Here is a 20,016-nt window from a genome sequence, read left to right as displayed (position 1 = left end):
CTTGTGGGAGCGAGCTTGCTCGCGATGGGGCCTATGGATCAAGGCGCCGGATTCGGCTGGTCCTTGTGAATCGCCTCGATTCCCGCCAGCACTTCATCCGACAGCTTGAGGTCGAAGCTGGCGATGTTGCTGTCCAGTTGCTCCAGCGTGGTGGCGCCGATGATGTTGCTGGTCACGAACGGCTGCTGGGTAACAAATGCCAGGGCCATCTGCGCCGGGTCCAGGCCGTGTTCGCGGGCCAGTGCCACATAGCGGCTGCAGGCGGCTTCCGATTGCGGGTTGAAGTAACGCATGAAGCGGCTGTACAGCGTCAGGCGGCCCTTGGCGGGCCGTGCGCCGTTTTCGTATTTGCCCGACAGGAAACCGAACGCCAGGGGCGAATAGGCCAGCAGGCCGCATTGCTCGCGAATGGCGATTTCCGCCAAGCCGATTTCGAAGCTGCGATTGAGCAGGTTGTACGGGTTCTGGATCGACACCGCGCGAGGCCAACCGCGGGCTTCGGCCAGGGCGAGGAATTTCATGGTGCCCCACGGCGTCTCGTTGGACAGGCCTATATGGCGGATCTTGCCGGCGCGGACCTGTTCGTCCAGGGCTTCGAGGGTTTCCTCCAGAGGGGTGAAATCCTCGTCGGCCTTGTGCGTGTAGCCCAATTGGCCAAAGAAATTGGTGCTGCGCTCCGGCCAGTGCAGTTGGTACAGGTCGATCCAGTCGGTCTGCAGGCGCTTGAGGCTGGCGTCCAGCGCCTCGACGATGTGGCGGCGGTTGTGCTTGAGATTCTTGTCGCGGATATAGTCGATGGTATTGCCCGGGCCGGCGATCTTGCTGGCCAGGATCCAGTCGGCGCGGTCGCCACGGCTCTTGAAATAATTGCCGATATAACGCTCGGTGGTGGCGTAGGTCTCGGCCTTCGGCGGCACGGGGTACATCTCGGCGGTGTCGAGGAAATTGATCCCGGCACCCTTGGCGCGTTCAATCTGGGCGAACGCCTCTGCCTCGCTGTTCTGCTCGCCCCAGGTCATGGTTCCGAGACACAAGGCGCTGACATTCAGATCGGTACGGCCTAGCTTGCGATAGTCCATCAGGGACTCCTTGGGCAAAACAATCATAAAAGCAGGTTGAAATATTTTTCGCAATCTGCATAATTGCGCACCTCTTTCTGCAGTGGAAGTGATGCGCCGCCGCCGAAGAATCTTGCCGTTGAACGGACGCGCCGACCCGAGCCCCCGAAAGCGTCTGTATCCGGCTGCCTTTGACTTGTCAAAGTACGCACTATTCAGTAAGATCCGCCGTCTAATTTACAGGGCGGCCCCTGAGGCTATAAAGAATGAAAACTTTTACTGCTAAACCGGAAACAGTAAAGCGCGACTGGTTTGTCGTCGACGCTGCTGGTCAGACCCTGGGTCGTCTGGCCACCGAAATCGCGAGCCGTCTGCGTGGCAAGCACAAGCCTGAGTACACCCCTCACGTTGACACCGGTGACTACATCGTCGTGATCAATGCCGAGCAAGTACGTGTTACTGGCGCTAAAACCACTGACAAAATGTACTACTCCCACTCCGGTTTTCCTGGCGGCATCAAGTCGATCAACTTCGAAAAGCTGATCGCCAAAGCCCCTGAGCGCGTGATCGAGACCGCGGTTAAAGGCATGCTGCCTAAAAACCCACTGGGTCGCGACATGTATCGTAAGCTGAAGGTTTATGCGGGCGCTGCTCACCCTCATACTGCTCAGCAGCCCCAAGAACTGAAGTTTTAACGGAATAGTTCATTATGTCGGCGACTCAAAATTACGGCACTGGCCGTCGCAAGACTGCAACCGCACGCGTTTTCCTGCGTCCGGGTACTGGCAACATCTCCATCAACAACCGCTCCCTGGATAACTTCTTCGGCCGCGAAACTGCCCGCATGGTAGTTCGTCAGCCGCTGGAACTGACCGAGACCGTCGAGAAGTTCGACATCTACGTCACCGTTATCGGTGGTGGTGTAAGTGGCCAGGCTGGCGCAATCCGCCACGGCATCACTCGCGCCCTGATGGATTACGACGAAACTCTGCGCAGCGCCCTGCGTAAAGCTGGCTTCGTAACTCGCGATGCTCGCGAAGTAGAACGTAAGAAAGTCGGTCTGCGTAAAGCGCGTAAGCGTCCGCAGTACTCGAAGCGTTAATTTCGCTTCCGCGTTCAAAAGGCGCCCAGTTCCTCACGGAGCTGGGCGTTTTTTTTATGCGCGAAATAATTGCTCTGTGACAACTTGCCACATTCGTAGAGCCCCTATACTACAAGGCCTGGCGGTTTGGCCGCTGGGTAATTACCTTGTCAGAATTGGGGGTTTTCATTACCATTCGGCAAAATTTTTATAAGTTCAGATTTTTACTTAGTAGACGCCTGATTTAACAGGCCACAAAGCTGATGGGAGAGGACTGAATGAGCAATGACGGCGTGAATGCAGGCCGGCGTCGCTTCCTGGTAGCAGCCACATCCGTGGTGGGTGCTGCAGGAGCGGTGGGGGCTGCGGTCCCGTTCGTGGGGTCATGGTTTCCCAGTGCCAAGGCGAAAGCCGCAGGCGCACCGGTGAAAGTGAATGTCAGCAAGATCGAGCCAGGCCAGCAGATGATTGCTGAGTGGCGCGGCCAGCCGGTATTCATCGTCCGCCGTACAGAGGAGATCCTGGGGAATCTGAAAAAGATCGAGGGCCAGCTGTCCGATCCCTCTTCCAAGAACTCGGTCCAACCGGAGTACGTCAACCCTGAAACCCGTTCGATCAAGCCGGAAGTGCTGCTGCTGATCGGGATCTGCACTCACCTGGGTTGCTCGCCAACGTTCCGTCCCGAAGTGGCGCCTGCCGACCTGGGCAAAGACTGGGTCGGTGGTTATTTCTGCCCATGCCACGGCTCCCACTATGACCTGGCCGGTCGCGTCTACAAATCGCAGCCTGCACCTCTGAACCTGCCAGTTCCCCCGCATTCCTATGAGTCGGACGACATCATTGTCGTTGGCGTCGATACGGAGAAAGCGTGATGAGCAAATTAATGGACTGGTTTGATGCGCGCTTTCCCGCGACCAAGATGTGGGAAGACCATCTCAGCAAGTATTACGCGCCGAAGAATTTCAACTTCTTCTACTTTTTTGGCTCCCTGGCCTTGCTCGTCCTGGTCAACCAGATCGTTACCGGTGTCTGGCTGACCATGAGCTACACCCCGTCGGCGGAGGAAGCGTTTGCCTCCGTCGAGTACATCATGCGTGATGTCGAGTACGGCTCGATTCTGCGTCTGCTGCACTCCACCGGCGCCTCGGCGTTTTTCATCGTGGTCTATCTGCACATGTTCCGTGGCCTGCTCTACGGTTCGTACCAGAAGCCGCGTGAGCTGGTGTGGGTGTTCGGCATGCTGATCTACCTGGCGCTGATGGCCGAAGCCTTCATGGGTTACCTGCTGCCGTGGGGCCAGATGTCCTACTGGGGCGCCCAGGTGATCATCTCGCTGTTCGGTGCGATCCCGGTCATCGGCGATGACCTGACCCAGTGGATCCGCGGTGACTACCTGATCTCGGGCATTACCCTGAACCGCTTCTTTGCCTTGCACGTCGTGGCCTTGCCGATCGTGATCCTCGGCCTGGTGGTGCTGCACATCCTGGCGTTGCATGAAGTCGGCTCGAACAACCCCGATGGCGTGGACATCAAGAAACACAAGGACGAGAACGGCGTACCGCTGGATGGCATCGCCTTCCACCCGTACTACACCGTGAAAGACATCGTCGGCGTGGTGGTCTTCCTGTTCATCTTCTGTTCGATCGTGTTCTTCTTCCCGGAAATGGGCGGCTACTTCCTCGAGAAGCCGAACTTCGAACAGGCCAACGCCTTCAAGACCCCTGAGCACATTGCCCCTGTCTGGTACTTCACCCCGTTCTACGCGATCCTGCGAGCGGTTCCCGACAAGCTGCTGGGCGTAATTGCCATGGGCGCCGCGATTGCCGTGCTGTTCGTCCTGCCCTGGCTGGACCGCAGCCCCGTCAAGTCGATGCGCTACAAGGGCTGGCTGAGCAAGATCTGGCTCTGGGTGTTCTGCATCTCGTTCGTGATCCTCGGCGTGCTGGGTGTGCTGGCACCGACACCGGGCCGGACGCTGCTGTCGCAGGTCTGCACCTTCCTGTACTTCGCCTACTTCATTCTGATGCCGTTCTACACCAGGCTCGAGAAGACCAAACCGGTTCCGGAAAGGGTGGCTGGCTGATGAAAAAGCTATTTTCTGTACTGATTCTTGCTGCTTTGCCTGTTCTGTCCTTTGCGTCCACATCGAGTGGTCCGGAGCTGGAAAAAGTCGACATCGACGTTTCCGACAAAGCGGCCATGCAGGACGGCGCCCGTACTTTCGCCAACTATTGCATGGGCTGCCACAGCGCCAAGTTCCAGCGCTACGAGCGCGTGGCCGATGACCTGGGTATTCCCCATGAGTTGATGCTTGAAAAGCTGGTGTTCACCGGCGCCAAGCTGGGCGACCACATGAACATCGGCATGCAGCCGGCGGATGCCAAGACCTGGTTCGGCGCGGCGCCGCCCGACCTGACCCTGGTGGCGCGCGTGCGTGGTACCGACTGGCTCTATGGCTATCTGCGTTCGTTCTATGAAGACCCGGCGCGCCCTTGGGGCGTGAACAACAAGGTCTTCCCGAACGTCGGCATGCCGAACGTTCTGGTCGGCCTGCAGGGTCGTCAGGTGATAGGCTGCAAGCAGGTTCAGATCGTCGAGGACGGCAAGAAGCAATATGATCCGCTGACCGGCACCGCTTTGACCCATGAAGCCTGCGACCAGCTGACCATCGTGCCGAACTCCGGCAGCCTGACCCCGGAGCAGTTCGACGAGAAGGTCAAGAACCTGGTGACCTTCCTGGCCTACTCGGCCAACCCGGTGAAGCTGGAACATCAGCGCATCGGTACGTATGTATTGCTGTACCTGGCGTTCTTCTTCGTATTCGCTTATCTGCTCAAGCGTGAATACTGGAAAGACGTGCATTGATAAAGCTGTAAGCCGTTGCTGTTAATCGTGCGCGCCCAAGGGCGTCTCTGAAGGTGTAACGAGCCTGGTCGGCCAGGTGGTTACGGGAGACGCCCTCTGGGCGCGCTCGTTTTTCCGTTTTTCGATAATTTCAACAAGCGAGGAGGATCGCCATGGGCGTGACCAATCGGTTGGCCTGTTACTCCGACCCCGCCGACCACTATTCCCACCGGGTACGTATCGTACTGGCCGAGAAGGGTGTCAGCGCCGAGATCATTTACGTCGAAGCGGGCCGTCAGCCGCCGAAGCTGATCGAGGTGAACCCTTACGGCAGCCTGCCCACGCTGGTCGATCGTGACCTGGCACTGTGGGAGTCGACCGTGGTGATGGAGTACCTGGATGAGCGTTATCCGCATCCGCCTTTGCTGCCGGTGTACCCGGTCGCGCGTGCCAACAGTCGTTTGCTGATCCATCGCATCCAGCGTGACTGGTGCGGGTTGGTGGACCTGATCCTGGATTCCAGGACCAAGGAGCCGGCGCGTGTCGTGGCGCGCAAGGAATTGCGCGAAAGCCTGACAGGCGTGTCGCCGCTGTTTGTCGACAAGCCGTTTTTCCTCAGTGAGGAACAAAGTCTGGTGGATTGCTGCCTATTGCCCATACTCTGGCGTTTGCCGATCCTGGGTATCGAACTGCCACGGCCCGCCAAGCCGTTGCTTGATTATATGGAGCGCCAATTTGCGCGTGAGGCTTTCCAGGCGAGTCTGTCTGGTGTCGAACGTGACATGCGCTAAGGCTTAGGGAGCCGCTATGAACTCCAGTCGACCTTATCTGGTCCGCGCGCTCTACGAGTGGATTGTGGACAACGATTGCACCCCGCACATGCTGGTCAATGCCGAGTATCCGTCGGTACAGGTGCCGCAGGGTTTTGCCAATGACGGGCAAATTGTCTTGAACGTATCGCCGGCCGCTGTGCGTCATTTGCACATGGACAACGATGCGGTCAGTTTCGAGGGGCGCTTCGGTGGGGTGCCGCATACGCTGTACGTGCCGATTGCCTCCATCCTGGGAATCTATGCCCGGGAGAATGGCCAGGGAATGGTATTCGAGCTGGAAGTGCCGTTGGACGGTGAGGAAGAGTTCGAGGCGGATGAGGATCTGCCGCCCGACGATGAGCCGCCGCGTCCTAGCGGGCGGCCTAGTTTGAAAGTGGTGAAGTGATCGGGTCTGTGTGAAAGGCCGGTAACCTGGTTGAGAAAATGCCCGTGTCGTGAGATGCGGGCATTTTTTTGTGGGGTTGGGTGGTGTGTATATCCGTTGTTGCGGTTATGGCTGCTTATGGTTTCGCTTTTACAGCGACTCACTTTTATGAAGCGCAAAAGTAAGCAAAACGCTTTTGCCCCACCACTTGGCACCTCGCTTAGGCTCGGTGTGCCCTCACTCCGGCATTGCTCCGTGGGCCCGCCGCGAAGGGCCGTCCCTGGCCCAGCGCGGCTATCCCGGCATCCATGCCGGGATGCCCACTGCGCAATGCCTGCGTTCGGCCAGCGTGGTTAATGGGGCGCCGAAATCAACGTCCGCCACGAGGCGGCCTTCGAGCCGACCTGGTTTCGTGGGTTTTGCATTTCCTCTGTGGGAGCGAGCCTGCTCGCGAAGGCGGAATGTCAGTCAATTAGGATGTTAGATGTGGATGGCCTCTTCGCGAGCAGGCTCGCTCCCACAAGAGATCTATGGTGCACATGAGTTTTATGTTCCCTGAAGATCCACTGTGGGAGCGAGCCTGCTCGCGAAGGCGGAGTGCCAGTCGATGAAGATTCTGGAGTGTGGTGGCCTCTTCGCGAGCAAGCTCGCTCCCGCAGGAGATCTGTGGTGCACATGAGTTTTATGTTCCCTGCAGATCCAATGTGGGAGCGAGCTTGCTCGCGAAGGCGGAGTGTCAGCAGAAGACGATGTTGGATGTACCGTCTTCTTCGCGAGCAGGCTCGCTCCCACAGGAAGTAACGCGGTCCCACCGAAACCAGGTCGGCTTTAAGGCCGCCTCGTGGCGGACGTTGATTTCGGCGCCCCGTTAACCACGCTGGCCGAACGCAGGCATTGTGGAGTGGGCATCCCGGCATGGATGCCGGGATAGCCGCGTTGGGCCAGGGACGGCCCTTCGCGGCGTGCTCACGGAGCAATGCCGGAGTGCGGGCACACCGAGCCCAGGCGAGGTGCCGAGTGGTGGGGCAGAAGCGCTTTGGTTACTTTCACGCTTTTTGAAAGTGACTCGCCGTAAGGGCGAAACCATTAGCAGCCATAACCGCAGCAACGGATATACACACCAACCGACATCCCAAAAAAACGGCGCCTCTCCATCGCGGAGCAAGCGCCATTTTCTTGAGCGAGTCAGAGCTTGATATCAGTCAATGTACTCAAACAACTTGACGATCTTCTGCACCCCAGACACACCCTGAACAAGATTGGTCGCCTGCGCGGCCTCCTGCTTGGTCAGCAACCCCAGCAGATAGACAATCCCGTTCTCTGTCACAACCTTGATGCGCGAACCAGGAATGCTGGCGTCGGTGAGCATCTGCGTCTTGATCTTGGTGGTCAGCCAGGCGTCGTTCTGGCGGGCCAGCAGCGAGGAGGGCTGGAGGACCTGCAGTTCGTTGTGCACGGTCTTGACCCTCTGCACGGCGCTGGCTTCCTGTTCGGCCTTGGCCTTGAGGTCGGCGCGGGGCGTCTGGCCGGCCAGCAGCACAACGCCGTTGAAGCTGGTGACGACGATGTGCGAATTGTTGTCCAGGTCCGGGTCGGCCTTGGCAATGTTCACGCCCACTTTGGTTTCGATCAACGAGTCGTCGATCTTGCTGCCGAAGGTGCGGGTGCCGCGGTCGTCTTCAATCGGCTTTTCCCGGCTGGCGTTAACCACCGATGTGCAGCCGCTGATGCCGAGGCACAGGGTCAGGGCCAAAAGGCCTAGGCGATTAGGGGTCATTCTTCACTCCCGAACAGTTGGCTGTCGATCAAGTCGCAAAGGCAGTGGATCGCCAGCAGGTGGACTTCCTGAATACGTGCGGTGACATTGGCCGGTACGCGGATCTCTACGTCTTCAGGCAACAGCAGTGAAGCCATGCCGCCGCCGTCGCGACCGGTCAATGCTACGACAATCATTTCGCGATCATGTGCGGCCTGGATCGCTTGAATAATATTCGCCGAATTGCCACTGGTGGAGATCGCCAGGAGCACATCGCCAGGCTGGCCGAGGGCGCGGATCTGTTTGGAGAACACTTCGTTGTAGCTGTAGTCGTTGGCGATCGAGGTAATCGTCGAGCTATCGGTCGTCAGTGCGATGGCCGGCAGGCTCGGACGTTCGCGCTCGAAGCGGTTGAGCAGTTCCGAAGAGAAGTGCTGGGCGTCGCCGGCCGAACCGCCATTGCCGCACGAAAGCATCTTGCCCTCGTTGAGCAAGGCATTGACCATCACTTGGCTGGCTTGCTCGATGTGCGGTGCAAGTACGTCCATCGCCTGTTGCTTGGTGTCGATACTGGCCTGAAAAAGCTGGCGGATTCGCGATTGCATGTCCATCTGTGTGACCTTAAGTAGCGCGACTTATCGGCACAAATGTGCGGCGCGCAAAGCAAAGAGCAAAAAGTTGAGTGAAGGTGTCCGGCTCGGCTGCGCTCAACTGTCGAAGGCGTTTTGCAGCCAATTCAGTTGGTCGACGTTGCTATCGATGGCAACCACGTCGAAGCGACAAGGATGATCGGCCCAGCGAGACTCGCGTTGCAGGAAATACTGCGCGGCGAAAACCAGCTTCTGGCGCTTGCGCTGGTCAATGCTGTCGAGCGCGCCACCCCATTGGGTATTTTTTCTGTAGCGGACTTCGACGAATACTACTGTATCGCCGTCAAGCATGACCAGATCCAGCTCGCCGCGTTTGCACAGCCAGTTTTGCGCCAGCAGTCGCAGGCCGTGTTGCTCAAGATGCGCGAGGGCGAGGCCCTCGGCATCCCTGCCGCTTTGCTGGCGCGATCGGTCGGGCATCAGCGCGGAGTGTCCGGCAGGCGCTGGACCTGGCCGTTGACGAACTGCGCCCAAGGGAGTTGACGTTGCACGCGCTGGGTCGGGGAGACAGCCAGGCTACCCGACAGGCCTTCGATGCGGCTGTCCGGCAGGGCCTTGAGCTGGCCGAGGCGTGGAGCCAGGCGATAGGCGTCAGCGCCCATCGCGTACAGCCGGCCCAGGCTGCCGGCCGCCTGGGGCCACTGCGCGGTGACCTGCTGGCGCAGCGGATCGTTCGCGTCGAGCAGCCATGGGGTTTCGCAGAAGCGAACGCCGTTCATGTCGTTGTACTGGTTCTGGTCGCCGCTGACGCTGAACACCGAGGAGGTCGCGTAGACCGGCACGTCGCCGGCGTACTGGAAGTTCAGGGTCGGCTTGATCTGCTGGGCCTGCTGCGGGGTCGACGCGAGGAAAATGAACTCGATGTCCTGGCGACGCGATGGCTGCGCCGCGACCGCGGTGCCTACCGTACTTTGCAGGCTCTTGGCGCGACCTTCGCTCTGGCGCAGCTGGAACATGTCGGCGATCTGCTGGGCCAGTTGCACCGGCTGGTCGACACGCTCGATTGCCATGATGGTCCCGCCATTGGCCTGCCAATCCTGGCTGAAGGCTTTCAAGACGCGATCGCCCCATTCGCCTTTCGGCACCATCACGGCTGCACGATGCAGGCCGTCGGCGCGGGCGCGCCGGGAGACTTCGCGGGCTTCGTCTTCAGGCGCCAGGCCGAACTGGAACAGTTGCGGCGGGCCTTGTTCGCCTTCGCTGTAGTTCAGCGCCAGGGTGGTGATCGGCAATTGCGGGCGGGTGCTGATCTGCTTGACCAATGGTTTTTCCAACGGGCCGACCACCAGCTGTACGCCGTCGGCCTGGGCCTTGCGATAGAACTCGTCCATCGAGGTCAGGCTGGCGCTGTCATAGAACTGGATGCTCGGCGGCTTCTGCCCGGCCTGTTGGGCCTGGTAATGCGCGGCCATGAAGCCCTCGCGCAGTGCTTTTGCGACCGCGGCCAGCGGGCCATTCTGCGGTAGCAACACGGCGATCTTGCCCAGTGGCTGGCTTGCCAGCTCCTTGAGCTTGACCAGCGGCGTCGGCAACTGGAGTGCGGCAGGGTGTTTCGGGTTCTGTTCGCGCCAGCTGTCGATGGCGGCTTGCTGCTGCTCCAGGGTGCCGGCGGTTTTCACGGCTTTGGCCAGGCTCAGCCAGCCACCGAGATCGTCGGTAGTGGTCGGTTGCAGTTGATCGGTGGGCAGCGAGGCGATCAGTGTCCAGATGGCTTCGTGATTTTTTGCCTGCGCTTCGTTTTCCAACAGCGGAGCAATGAAGATCCGCTCGCGGGCGGCGGCCAGGGTCTGGCCATCGGCCTCCAGGGCGCGAGCGCGGACGGTACCGGTGCGGACTTGCTGCTCCACGGGCATTTCGCTCAGGTGCTGCAGGCTCGGATGGCTCAGCGAAGTCAGCGCGGCCTTGGGCTGGTTGCGCGTCATCGCCAGTTCGGCTGACAACGCGTTGGCGAAAATCTGCTGGCCGGGCTTGAGCTGCTCCATCGGCACTTGTTGCAGGATCTGTGCGGACTGGCCGGCATTGCCCTGGCGGTAGGCCAGGTCGGCGGCGCTCAAGCGCAGCAGGGCGGCTTGTTCCGGGTTTTTACTCTGGGCGGCCTGTTCGAGCAATTGCTCGATACTGGCGTCCGGGGTCCGTGGAAGTTCGCCAAGGCTGGACGAGGGCGAGCTGACGCAAGCCGCCAGGAGGGCAGCGAGGCAGAGGGCGGAGAGCAGCCGCAGGCAAGCGATCATGTAAGTGTTCCTGATACGAGATCAAATTAGCGTCGAATTGTACCCAAGCACTGGCCGGGGCGCGATGTTAGTGGTGTGAATCGATCAATTTAGGTATTTCAAAGCGTGCATTGCAGCACAAAGATGCTGCTCACTCGAATGTCTGACCCCGTGGGAGGGAGCAAGCTCCCTCGCCACAAGGGTTAATGTGAGCGGCTGAGAATGGCGGCACACGCTACAATGCCCACTTTCATGATCATGAGGTGTGCGCTTTGACTGCTCCAGGTGCTTTGAATTCCGCTGCCGGCTCGCTTTACGTGGTGGCGACGCCCATCGGCAACCTGGACGATATCAGCGCCCGCGCGCTGAAGATCCTTGGCGAGGTCGCCCTTATCGCCGCCGAAGACACGCGTCACTCCCAGCGTCTGCTGCAGCACTTCGGTATTTCCACGCCATTGGCAGCTTGCCATGAACATAACGAACGGGACGAAGGCAGTCGTTTCATTACCCGTCTACTGGCCGGCGACAATGTGGCGCTGATTTCCGATGCCGGCACGCCGCTGATTTCCGATCCGGGTTACCACCTGGTGCGCCAGGCCCGCGCTGCCGGTATCAATGTAGTGCCGGTGCCAGGTGCCTGCGCATTGATCGCGGCGTTGTCGGCGGCCGGCTTGCCATCGGACCGGTTTATCTTCGAAGGTTTCCTGCCGGCCAAGGCGGTGGGGCGGCGAGGGCGCCTGGAAGCTATAAAGGAGGAACCTCGAACGCTGATCTTTTATGAGGCGCCGCACCGTATCCTCGAATGTCTCCAGGACATGGAGCTGGTGTTCGGTCCCGAGCGCCAGGCATTGCTGGCTCGGGAACTGACGAAAACCTTCGAGACCTTGAAGGGGCTGCCTCTGGCGCAGTTGCGTGCGTTTGTTGAAAGCGACAGCAATCAGCAGCGTGGCGAGTGTGTGGTGCTGGTCGCGGGCTGGACACCGCCCCAGGACGAAGACGCCGTCAGTAGCGAAGCGATGCGCATCCTTGATCTGTTGCTGGAGGAAATGCCCCTCAAGCGAGCGGCGGCCCTCGCCGCGCAGATCACCGGCGAGCGCAAGAATGTGCTGTATCAGGCTGCGCTGGATAAACAGAAGGCCCAATGAAACCGGCGCGCCAAGCTGGCCAAGGGCTTTTAGCGCTTGTTCTTCGGGCGCGCTACCGTTAACCTTCGCGGCGGAGAGTCGATCGGACAGTCGCTGCCCTCTATGAAAATTAGGGGGGGGAGGAAAGTCCGGGCTCCATAGGGCGAAGTGCCAGGTAATGCCTGGGAGGCGCGAGCCTACGGAAAGTGCCACAGAAAATAACCGCCTAAGCGCTTCGGCGCCGGTAAGGGTGAAAAGGTGCGGTAAGAGCGCACCGCACGACTGGCAACAGTTCGTGGCTAGGTAAACCCCACTTGGAGCAAGACCAAATAGGGTCCCAAGGCGTGGCCCGCGCTGGGACCGGGTAGGTTGCTAAAGATGTCCAGTGATGGCCATCGTAGACGAATGACTGTTCAAGACAGAACCCGGCTTACAGATCGACTCTCCACCTTTTCCCTCCCTGCCGGAATCAATGGCAGAAGCAGTTCCTAAGATCAAAAAAATCTTACTCTTAATAAATCACTTTAACTTCTGCGTGCAGTCCCCTGTGTGCCTTCGAGTTAAAGCGAATTTTCCTACGTCAGTTTCTTGTTGCCCCTCCTGAAACGCTCCTAAATCTCCGATCTATAAGGCTTTTCCTTCATTCCGCGCCTTGACGGTGCGGTGGGCGCATTCCTATAGTGTGCGCAAGTGGCGGAAAGTGGCATGAAGTGGGTTTTTTTGAAGGTAAAACGCCAAAAAGTGGAGAAACGCTGACGTGTTTCGCGGAGCTAACGCTATCAGTCTCGATGCAAAAGGCCGTCTCGCCATGCCGAGCCGGTATCGTGACGAGCTCGTTTCGCGAAGTTCAGGACAGTTAATCGTCACGATCGACGCCGTTGATCCATGTTTATGCGTTTACCCTCTCGATGAGTGGGAAATCATCGAAACCAAACTGCGCGCACTGCCTTCGCTGCGGGAAGAGAACCGTCGCCTGCAACGCCTGCTGATCGGTAATGCCGTCGACCTCGAACTCGACGGCAGCGGTCGTTTCCTGGTGCCACCGCGTCTGCGCGAGTACGCCAAGCTGGACAAGCGCGCGATGCTGGTGGGCCAACTGAACAAGTTCCAGCTGTGGGACGAAGATGCCTGGAATGCGGTTTCTGCCGCCGACCTTGCTGCTATTCAACAACCGGGCGCCATGCCTGATGAACTGCGTGATTTGATCCTGTGACTACTGATAGCGGCTTTAACCACATCACCGTACTGCTTGACGAAGCCGTCGAGGCTCTCGCCGTACGTCCTGATGGCTGCTATCTGGACGGCACGTTCGGGCGTGGCGGGCACAGCCGGCTGATTCTCAGCCAGCTCGGTCCGGACGGTCGGCTGCTGGGGTTCGACAAGGATCCTCAAGCGATTGCCACCGGGCAAGCGCTAGCGGCCGAAGACGGCCGCTTTGTCGTTGTGCAGCGCAGCTTTGCGGAGCTCGGTTCGGAAGTCGCCCAACGCGGCCTGGCAGGCAAGGTCAGCGGCGTGTTGCTTGACCTGGGCGTGTCTTCGCCGCAGCTGGACGACCCGGAACGCGGCTTCAGTTTTCTCAACGACGGTCCGCTGGACATGCGCATGGATCCGTCCCGTGGCATCAGCGCGGCTGAATTCGTCAATACCGCGTCCGTAGAAGAAATCGCCCGCGTGTTCAAGGAATACGGCGAGGAACGTTTTTCCGGGCGCATGGCGCGCGCGGTGGTCGAGCGTCGCGACATCAAGCCGTTCGAGCGTACCGGTGATCTGGCCGAAGTGCTGAAGGTTGCCAACCCTGCCTGGGAAAAAGGCAAGAACCCGGCGACCCGGGCTTTCCAAGGGCTGCGTATCCACGTCAACAACGAATTGGGCGATCTTGAGGCCGGTCTCGAAGCCGCTCTCGAGGCACTGGAAATCGGTGGGCGCCTGGTGGTGATCAGCTTCCATTCCCTGGAAGACCGTATCGTCAAGTTGTTCATGCGCAAGCTCACCAAAGGCGAAGCCGATAACCTGCCGCGCAATCTGCCGGTGCGTTTCGAGGCGTTCGTACCGAAAATCAAGATTCATGGCAAAGCGCAGTTCGCCTCCGAGGCCGAGCTCAAGGCCAACCCTCGCGCCCGTAGCGCCGTCATGCGTGTCGCGGAGAAGTTGCGGTGAGCAAGCTCTTCGCCAAGCCCCTGCCAGGCGGCAGCTTTTTCATGCTGCTGCTGTTTATTGGCGTGCTCGTTTCGGCCATTGCCGTGTCTTACAGCGCGCATTGGAACCGGCAGTTGCTCAACACCCTTTACAACGAGCTCAGCGTGCGCGACAAGGCGCAGGCCGAGTGGGGTCGGTTGATCCTGGAGCAAAGTACCTGGACCGCCCACAGCCGTATCGAAGTCCTGGCGACCGAACAACTGAAGATGCGCATCCCCGGTGCGGCTGAAGTGCAGATGGTGGCGCCATGATGAAGCTCGAAGGGGCGCTGTTCCCGTGGCGGTTCCGCCTGGTCCTGGGTTTGCTCGGGATCATGGTCGCGGCCATCTCGTGGCGCATCATCGACTTGCAGGTGGTCGACCGTGACTTCCTCAAGGAGCAGGGCGACGCCCGTAGCGTGCGTCATATCCCGATCCCGGCTCACCGTGGCCTGATCACCGACCGCAATGGCGAGCCGCTGGCTGTCAGCACACCAGTGACCACCTTGTGGGCGAACGCCAAGGAAATGCAGCAGGCCAAGGAGAAGTGGCCGGCGCTGGCTGCCGCCCTCGGCCAGGACCCCAAGGCTCTGACCGAACGCCTCGAAGCCCAGGCCAACAAGGAATTCATCTATCTGGTGCGCGGGCTGACGCCCGAGCAAGGCCAGAGCGTGCTCGACCTGAAAGTGCCGGGCGTCTACGGCATCGAAGAGTTTCGGCGTTTTTATCCGGCCGGTGAGGTCACCGCCCATATGGTCGGGTTTACCGACATCGATGACCGGGGACGGGAAGGGGTCGAGCTGGCCTACGACGAATGGCTCGCCGGTGTCGCCGGCAAGCGCCAGGTCATCAAGGATCGGCGCGGCAGGCTGATCAAGGATGTCCAGGTCACCAAAAACGCCAAGGCCGGCAAGCCCTTGGCGTTGTCCATTGACCTGCGCCTGCAATATCTGGCCAACCGCGAGCTGCGCAACGCCATCGTCGAGAACGGTGCCAAGGCCGGCAGCCTGGTGATCATGGACGTGAAGACCGGCGAGATCCTCGCCATGGTCAACCAGCCGACCTACAACCCGAACAACCGTCGCAACCTGCAGCCGGCGATGATGCGCAACCGCGCGATGATCGACGTGTTCGAACCCGGTTCGACGATGAAGGCCGTGTCCATGGCCGCCGCCCTGGAAACCGGGCGCTGGAAGCCGAGCGACACCGTCGAGGTCTATCCGGGAACGTTGCAGATCGGCAAGTACACCATTCGTGACGTATCCAAGACCGAAGGACCGGTGCTCGACCTGACCGGCATCCTGATCAATTCCAGTAACGTCGGCATGAGCAAGATCGCCTTCGATATCGGTGGCGAGGCGATTTATCGCCTGGCCCAGAAGATCGGCCTCGGCCAGGACACGGGCCTGGGCTTCCCAGGCGAGCGCGTCGGCAACCTGCCCAACTATCGTGAATGGCGCAAGGCGGAAACAGCCACTTTGTCCTACGGCTACGGTGTTTCCGTGACGGCGATCCAGCTCGTCCACGCGTTTTCCGCGCTGGCTAACAATGGCCGTATTGCCCCGCTGACGCTGATCAAGACCGACAAGGCGCCGCAAACCACCCAGGTAATCCCTGAGGACGTCGCCAAGACCATGCAGGGCATGCTGCAACAGGTGATCGAGGCGCCGCGCGGTGTCTATCGCGCTCAGGTTCCGGCCTATCACGTTGCCGGCAAGTCCGGTACGGCGCGCAAGACTTCCGTGGGCACCAAGGGTTATGCCGAGAATTCCTATCGTTCGCTGTTCGCCGGCTTCGGGCCGATGAGCGATCCGCGCTATGCCATCGTGGTGGTCATCGACGAACCGAGCAAGGCCGGTTATTTCGGCGGCCTGGTATCGGCGCCGGTGTTCAGCAAAGTGATGTCCGGCACCCTGCGCCTGATGAACATCACCCCGGATAACCTGCCGCCGACCCAGCAGGCGAGTACCGCCCCGGTCGTCCCCCTGAAAGCCGACGGAGGGCGTGGCTGATGTCCCTGAGCCTGAACAAGATTTTTGCCCACGCCGGGCATGACCTGCTGATTCGCGAGCTGGCCCTCGACAGCCGCGACGTGCGCGCCGGAGACCTGTTCCTGGCGGTGCCGGGTGCCCGTTTCGATGGTCGGGACCACATTGCCGACGCCTTGAAGCGCGGCGCGGCGGCGGTGGCTTATGAAGTGAACGGCGCAACCGTGCTGCCGATCACTGATGTTCCGCTGATCCCGGTCAAGGGACTGGCGGCGCAGTTGTCGGACATCGCCGGGCGTTTTTATGGCGAACCGAGCCGTCACCTGAACCTGATCGGCGTGACCGGCACGAACGGCAAGACCAGCGTTACCCAGTTGGTGGCGCAGGCGCTGGATCTGCTCGGCCAGCATTGCGGCATCGTCGGAACGCTGGGCAACGGTTTCCATGGCGCGCTGCAAAGCGGCCTGCACACCACGCCGAACCCGATTGCCGTGCAGGCGACCCTGGCCGACCTGAAGAAGGCCGGCGCCAAGGCCGTGGCGATGGAAGTCTCTTCCCATGGCCTCGATCAGGGTCGCGTCACTGCACTGGCGTTCGACGTCGCGGTGCTGACCAACCTGTCCCGGGATCACCTGGACTACCACGGCTCCATGCAAGCCTACGGCGAAGCCAAGGCCAGGCTGTTCGCCTGGAACGATCTGAAGTGCCGGGTCATCAACATTGATGACGAGTTCGGCCGCCAACTGGCCGCCGAGCAGCGCGAGTCCCGGTTGATCACCTACAGCCAGGAAGACCCCAGCGCCTACCTTTATATCCGTCAGGCGCAGTTCGATGACGAAGGCGTGCGCGCCACGCTGGTCACACCCCAGGGCGAGCACCACTTGCGCAGCACCTTGCTGGGGCGTTTCAACCTGAGCAACGTGTTGGCCGCCATTGGCGCCTTGCTCGGGCTGGACTATGCCCTGGACGAAATTCTCAAGGTGCTGCCGAAACTCGAAGGTCCGGCCGGTCGCATGCAGCGCCTGGGCGGCGGAACCCAGCCGCTGGTGGTGGTCGACTATGCCCACACCCCCGATGCACTGGAAAAAGTCCTCACGGCCCTGCGCCCGCACGCGAAGGGCAAGTTGCTTTGTCTGTTCGGCTGCGGCGGCGATCGTGATCGCGGCAAGCGCCCATTGATGGCCGAGGTCGTGGAACGACTGGCCGATGGCGTGCTGGTCACCGATGACAATCCGCGCAGTGAAGATCCAGCGCGCATTTTCGACGACATCCGCGCCGGTTTCTCGGAGGTCGATAACGTCACCTTCGTGGCCGGGCGTGGCCAGGCCATTGCCCAATTGATCGCCAGCGCTTCGGCGGACGACGTCATCGTCCTGGCCGGCAAGGGGCACGAGGACTACCAGGAAATAAACGGCGTGCGCCAGGCCTTTTCCGATCTGGTGGAAGCCGATCACGCCCTGACCGCGTGGGAGGTGGCCCATGCTTAAGGCCTTGAAGCTCAGCGAGCTGAGCAACGCTTTGAATGCGCGCCTGATCGCCGCGGACGCCTCGTTCGACGGCGTCAGCATCGACAGCCGTGCGATCGCGCCGGGGCAGTTGTTCGTCGCTCTGGCCGGACCACGTTTCGACGGTCACGATTACCTCAACGAGGTGGCAGCCAAAGGCGCGGTCGCGGCACTGGTCGAGCGGGAAGTAAGCAACAGCACGCTGCCGCAGTTGCTGGTCAGCGACACTCGCCAGGCCCTGGGCCAGCTCGGTGCGCTGAATCGCGCGGCGTTTGCCAATCCGGTCGCGGCCATCACCGGTTCCAGCGGCAAGACCACGGTCAAGGAAATGCTCGCGAGCATCCTGCGCACACGCGGTCCGGTCCTGGCGACCCGTGGCAACCTGAACAATGACCTCGGCGTGCCTTTGACCCTGCTCGAACTGGCGCCGGAGCACAGCGCCGCGGTCATCGAACTCGGCGCTTCACGGCTCGGCGAGATTGCCTACACGGTCGGCATGACCAAGCCTCACGTGGCGGTGCTCAACAACGCCGGGACCGCCCATGTCGGCGAGTTCGGCGGCCCCGAGAAAATTGTCGAGGCCAAGGGCGAGATCATCGAAGGGCTGGCTAACGATGGCATCGCCGTGCTCAATCTCGACGATAAAGCCTTCGAAATCTGGAAGACCCGGGCCGGGGAGCGCAAGGTGCTGAGCTTCGCCCTGAGCAACCTGGCGGCGAATTTCTACGCCAGCGACCTGGATCGCGACGCCCGTGGTTGCCCGGCTTTCAACCTGCACAGCCCTGATGGCGCGGAGCGCGTGCAGTTGAACCTGCTTGGCACGCATAACGTTGCCAATGCCCTGGCCGCCGCGGCCGCCGCCCATGCGCTGGGTGTGTCGTTGCCGGGCATTGTCGCCGGGTTGAACGCCGTACAACCGGTCAAGGGACGCAGCGTCGCGCAGTTGGCAAGCAACGGCATGCGCGTCATCGACGACACCTACAACGCCAACCCGACGTCCATGTGCGCCGCTGTGGATATCCTTGCCGGTTTCTCCGGTCGCACCGTGCTGGTGCTCGGGGATATCGGTGAACTGGGCGAGTGGGCGCAGCAAGGCCATCACGATGTCGGTGCCTACGCGCGCGGCAAGGTCGATGCGCTGTACGCCGTCGGCCCGATGATGGCCCACGCCGTGGCGGCGTTTGGCGAGCACGCACAGCATTTCACCACGCAGGCCGAGCTGATCCAGGCCCTGGGCGCCGAGCAAGACCCGAACACCACCCTATTGATCAAGGGCTCACGCAGTGCGGCGATGGAAAACATCGTTGCGGCTTTGTGCGGCACCCGTATGGAGAAACATTAATGCTGCTGCTGCTAGCGGAGTACCTGCAACAGTTCCACAAAGGCTTCGCGGTCTTCCAGTACCTGACCCTGCGCGGGATCCTGGGTGTGCTGACCGCGTTGTCGTTGTCGCTGTTCCTGGGCCCGTGGATGATCCGCACCCTGCAGAGCCTGCAGATCGGCCAGTCGGTTCGTAACGACGGCCCGCAGTCGCATCTGTCCAAATCCGGCACCCCGACCATGGGCGGCGCGCTGATCCTGTCGTCCATCGGTATCAGCACCTTGCTCTGGGCCGACCTGGCGAACCGTTACGTCTGGGTCGTGCTGCTGGTGACGCTGTTTTTCGGCGCCATTGGCTGGGTCGACGACTACCGCAAGGTCATCGAGAAGAACTCCCGTGGGCTGCCAAGCCGCTGGAAATATTTCTGGCAGTCGGTGTTCGGCCTCGGCGCGGCGATCTTCCTTTATATGACCGCCGCCTCGCCGGTGGAAACCACCCTGATCCTGCCGATGCTCAAGGACTACAGCATCCCGCTGGGCGCAGGTTTCATCGTACTGACTTACCTTGTGATTGTCGGTTCGAGCAACGCGGTCAACCTCACCGACGGCCTCGACGGCCTGGCGATCATGCCGACGGTGATGGTCGGTGGTGCGCTGGGGATCTTCTGCTACCTGTCGGGTAACGTGAAATTCGCTGAATACCTGCTGATTCCTTATGTACCGGGGGCGGGCGAGCTGATCGTATTCTGCGGCGCGCTGATCGGTGCCGGCCTGGGCTTTCTTTGGTTCAACACCTACCCGGCGCAAGTCTTCATGGGCGACGTCGGTGCGCTGGCGCTGGGCGCGGCCCTGGGCACCATCGCCGTCATCGTTCGCCAGGAAATCGTCCTGTTCATCATGGGCGGCGTGTTCGTGATGGAGACCCTGTCAGTCGTCATTCAGGTTGCTTCCTTTAAATTGACCGGCCGCCGGGTATTTCGCATGGCGCCGATCCACCACCACTTTGAACTCAAGGGCTGGCCCGAGCCGCGCGTGATCGTCCGTTTCTGGATCATCACCGTGATTCTCGTGCTGATCGGCCTTGCCACCCTGAAGCTGAGGTAGAACGA

At 60.6% G+C, this 20,016-nt stretch carries 20 protein-coding genes and 1 other RNA gene; 16 read left to right on the top strand and 5 right to left on the bottom strand.

Translation table 11 applies throughout. The features are described 5' to 3' along the window. Window positions 1-38: 38 nt before the first annotated feature. A complete protein-coding gene (locus tag J3P84_RS22490) occupies window positions 39-1,079 on the bottom strand; it encodes an NADP(H)-dependent aldo-keto reductase (RefSeq protein ID WP_198796609.1) in 1,041 nt (346 codons plus the stop codon). Window positions 1,080-1,324: 245 nt separating this feature from the next. Between J3P84_RS22490 and rplM the strand changes: the two genes are divergently transcribed. The 7 genes from rplM (at window position 1,325) to J3P84_RS22455 (ending at window position 6,201) form a co-directional block, all read left to right on the top strand. Next, window positions 1,325-1,753, top strand: coding sequence for a 50S ribosomal protein L13 (gene rplM / locus J3P84_RS22485; protein ID WP_003205365.1), 429 nt, complete (start codon window positions 1,325-1,327; stop codon window positions 1,751-1,753). A gap of 14 nt (window positions 1,754-1,767) precedes the next feature. Beyond that, window positions 1,768-2,160 carry a 30S ribosomal protein S9 gene (gene rpsI, locus J3P84_RS22480; protein WP_003228056.1) on the top strand — a complete coding sequence of 131 codons (393 nt, stop codon included), beginning with the start codon at window positions 1,768-1,770 and terminating at the stop codon, window positions 2,158-2,160. Window positions 2,161-2,417: 257 nt separating this feature from the next. Then, window positions 2,418-3,011 (top strand): ubiquinol-cytochrome c reductase iron-sulfur subunit, encoded by a 594-nt coding sequence (gene petA / locus J3P84_RS22475; protein ID WP_305496657.1) that lies wholly within the window; start codon window positions 2,418-2,420, stop codon window positions 3,009-3,011. Beyond that, window positions 3,011-4,222, top strand: a complete 1,212-nt coding sequence (locus J3P84_RS22470) for a cytochrome b (protein WP_434625960.1) — start codon at window positions 3,011-3,013, stop codon at window positions 4,220-4,222. Before petA ends, J3P84_RS22470 begins: the two co-directional genes overlap by 1 nt. Continuing rightward, complete coding sequence (locus tag J3P84_RS22465; protein ID WP_305496653.1) at window positions 4,222-5,004, top strand: cytochrome c1; 783 nt, start codon at window positions 4,222-4,224, stop codon at window positions 5,002-5,004. Before J3P84_RS22470 ends, J3P84_RS22465 begins: the two co-directional genes overlap by 1 nt. A 152-nt stretch (window positions 5,005-5,156) precedes the next feature. Continuing rightward, window positions 5,157-5,774, top strand: a complete 618-nt coding sequence (locus tag J3P84_RS22460) for a glutathione S-transferase N-terminal domain-containing protein (protein WP_003178195.1) — start codon at window positions 5,157-5,159, stop codon at window positions 5,772-5,774. A gap of 16 nt (window positions 5,775-5,790) precedes the next feature. Continuing rightward, the gene (locus J3P84_RS22455) at window positions 5,791-6,201 is read left to right on the top strand and encodes a ClpXP protease specificity-enhancing factor (RefSeq protein WP_434569742.1); all 411 of its coding nucleotides are present in this window, start codon (window positions 5,791-5,793) and stop codon (window positions 6,199-6,201) included. A gap of 1,177 nt (window positions 6,202-7,378) precedes the next feature. Here J3P84_RS22455 and J3P84_RS22450 read toward each other — a convergent pair. The 4 genes from J3P84_RS22450 to J3P84_RS22435 form a co-directional block, all read right to left on the bottom strand. Beyond that, window positions 7,379-7,957, bottom strand: coding sequence for a BON domain-containing protein (locus J3P84_RS22450; protein WP_030139689.1), 579 nt, complete (start codon window positions 7,955-7,957; stop codon window positions 7,379-7,381). After that, entirely contained in the window at window positions 7,954-8,547 is a 594-nt protein-coding gene (locus J3P84_RS22445) for a phosphoheptose isomerase (RefSeq protein WP_007928463.1), read from the bottom strand. The genes J3P84_RS22450 and J3P84_RS22445 overlap by 4 nt, the downstream gene beginning before the upstream one ends. A 96-nt stretch (window positions 8,548-8,643) precedes the next feature. After that, window positions 8,644-9,006: a YraN family protein gene (locus J3P84_RS22440; protein ID WP_434569741.1), complete on the bottom strand. Its 363-nt coding sequence runs from the start codon at window positions 9,004-9,006 to the stop codon at window positions 8,644-8,646. After that, window positions 9,006-10,817 (bottom strand): penicillin-binding protein activator, encoded by a 1,812-nt coding sequence (locus tag J3P84_RS22435; RefSeq protein ID WP_434625957.1) that lies wholly within the window; start codon window positions 10,815-10,817, stop codon window positions 9,006-9,008. The genes J3P84_RS22440 and J3P84_RS22435 overlap by 1 nt, the downstream gene beginning before the upstream one ends. A 251-nt stretch (window positions 10,818-11,068) precedes the next feature. On the opposite strand from J3P84_RS22435, the gene rsmI reads away from it, so the two are divergent. The 9 genes from rsmI (at window position 11,069) to mraY (ending at window position 20,011) form a co-directional block, all read left to right on the top strand. Beyond that, on the top strand, window positions 11,069-11,941 hold the full coding sequence (gene rsmI / locus J3P84_RS22430) for a 16S rRNA (cytidine(1402)-2'-O)-methyltransferase (protein ID WP_434625955.1): 873 nt from the start codon (window positions 11,069-11,071) through the stop codon (window positions 11,939-11,941). 74 nt (window positions 11,942-12,015) lie between these two features. Next, an RNA gene (rnpB, locus tag J3P84_RS22425) (RNase P RNA component class A) lies at window positions 12,016-12,369 on the top strand. A 308-nt stretch (window positions 12,370-12,677) separates the two neighbouring features. Beyond that, a complete protein-coding gene (gene mraZ / locus J3P84_RS22420; protein ID WP_003205355.1) occupies window positions 12,678-13,133 on the top strand; it encodes a division/cell wall cluster transcriptional repressor MraZ in 456 nt (151 codons plus the stop codon). Beyond that, complete coding sequence (rsmH, locus tag J3P84_RS22415; protein WP_305496646.1) at window positions 13,130-14,077, top strand: 16S rRNA (cytosine(1402)-N(4))-methyltransferase RsmH; 948 nt, start codon at window positions 13,130-13,132, stop codon at window positions 14,075-14,077. The genes mraZ and rsmH overlap by 4 nt, the downstream gene beginning before the upstream one ends. Next, a complete protein-coding gene (ftsL, locus tag J3P84_RS22410) occupies window positions 14,074-14,367 on the top strand; it encodes a cell division protein FtsL (protein ID WP_003178214.1) in 294 nt (97 codons plus the stop codon). The genes rsmH and ftsL overlap by 4 nt, the downstream gene beginning before the upstream one ends. Beyond that, the gene (locus J3P84_RS22405; RefSeq protein ID WP_305501351.1) at window positions 14,367-16,106 is read left to right on the top strand and encodes a peptidoglycan D,D-transpeptidase FtsI family protein; all 1,740 of its coding nucleotides are present in this window, start codon (window positions 14,367-14,369) and stop codon (window positions 16,104-16,106) included. Before ftsL ends, J3P84_RS22405 begins: the two co-directional genes overlap by 1 nt. Continuing rightward, window positions 16,106-17,569, top strand: coding sequence for a UDP-N-acetylmuramoyl-L-alanyl-D-glutamate--2,6-diaminopimelate ligase (locus J3P84_RS22400; RefSeq protein WP_434602871.1), 1,464 nt, complete (start codon window positions 16,106-16,108; stop codon window positions 17,567-17,569). The genes J3P84_RS22405 and J3P84_RS22400 overlap by 1 nt, the downstream gene beginning before the upstream one ends. After that, the gene (locus tag J3P84_RS22395; protein ID WP_434625953.1) at window positions 17,562-18,929 is read left to right on the top strand and encodes a UDP-N-acetylmuramoyl-tripeptide--D-alanyl-D-alanine ligase; all 1,368 of its coding nucleotides are present in this window, start codon (window positions 17,562-17,564) and stop codon (window positions 18,927-18,929) included. Before J3P84_RS22400 ends, J3P84_RS22395 begins: the two co-directional genes overlap by 8 nt. Then, a complete protein-coding gene (mraY, locus tag J3P84_RS22390; RefSeq protein ID WP_030139681.1) occupies window positions 18,929-20,011 on the top strand; it encodes a phospho-N-acetylmuramoyl-pentapeptide-transferase in 1,083 nt (360 codons plus the stop codon). Before J3P84_RS22395 ends, mraY begins: the two co-directional genes overlap by 1 nt. Window positions 20,012-20,016 lie beyond the last annotated feature (5 nt).

The sequence above is a fragment of the Pseudomonas sp. Z1-29 genome (assembly GCF_051131995.1).
In the GTDB taxonomy this organism is placed as follows: domain Bacteria; phylum Pseudomonadota; class Gammaproteobacteria; order Pseudomonadales; family Pseudomonadaceae; genus Aquipseudomonas.
Note: the sequence above shows the minus strand (reverse complement) of the source record. Positions and strands in the feature narration are given on the sequence as shown.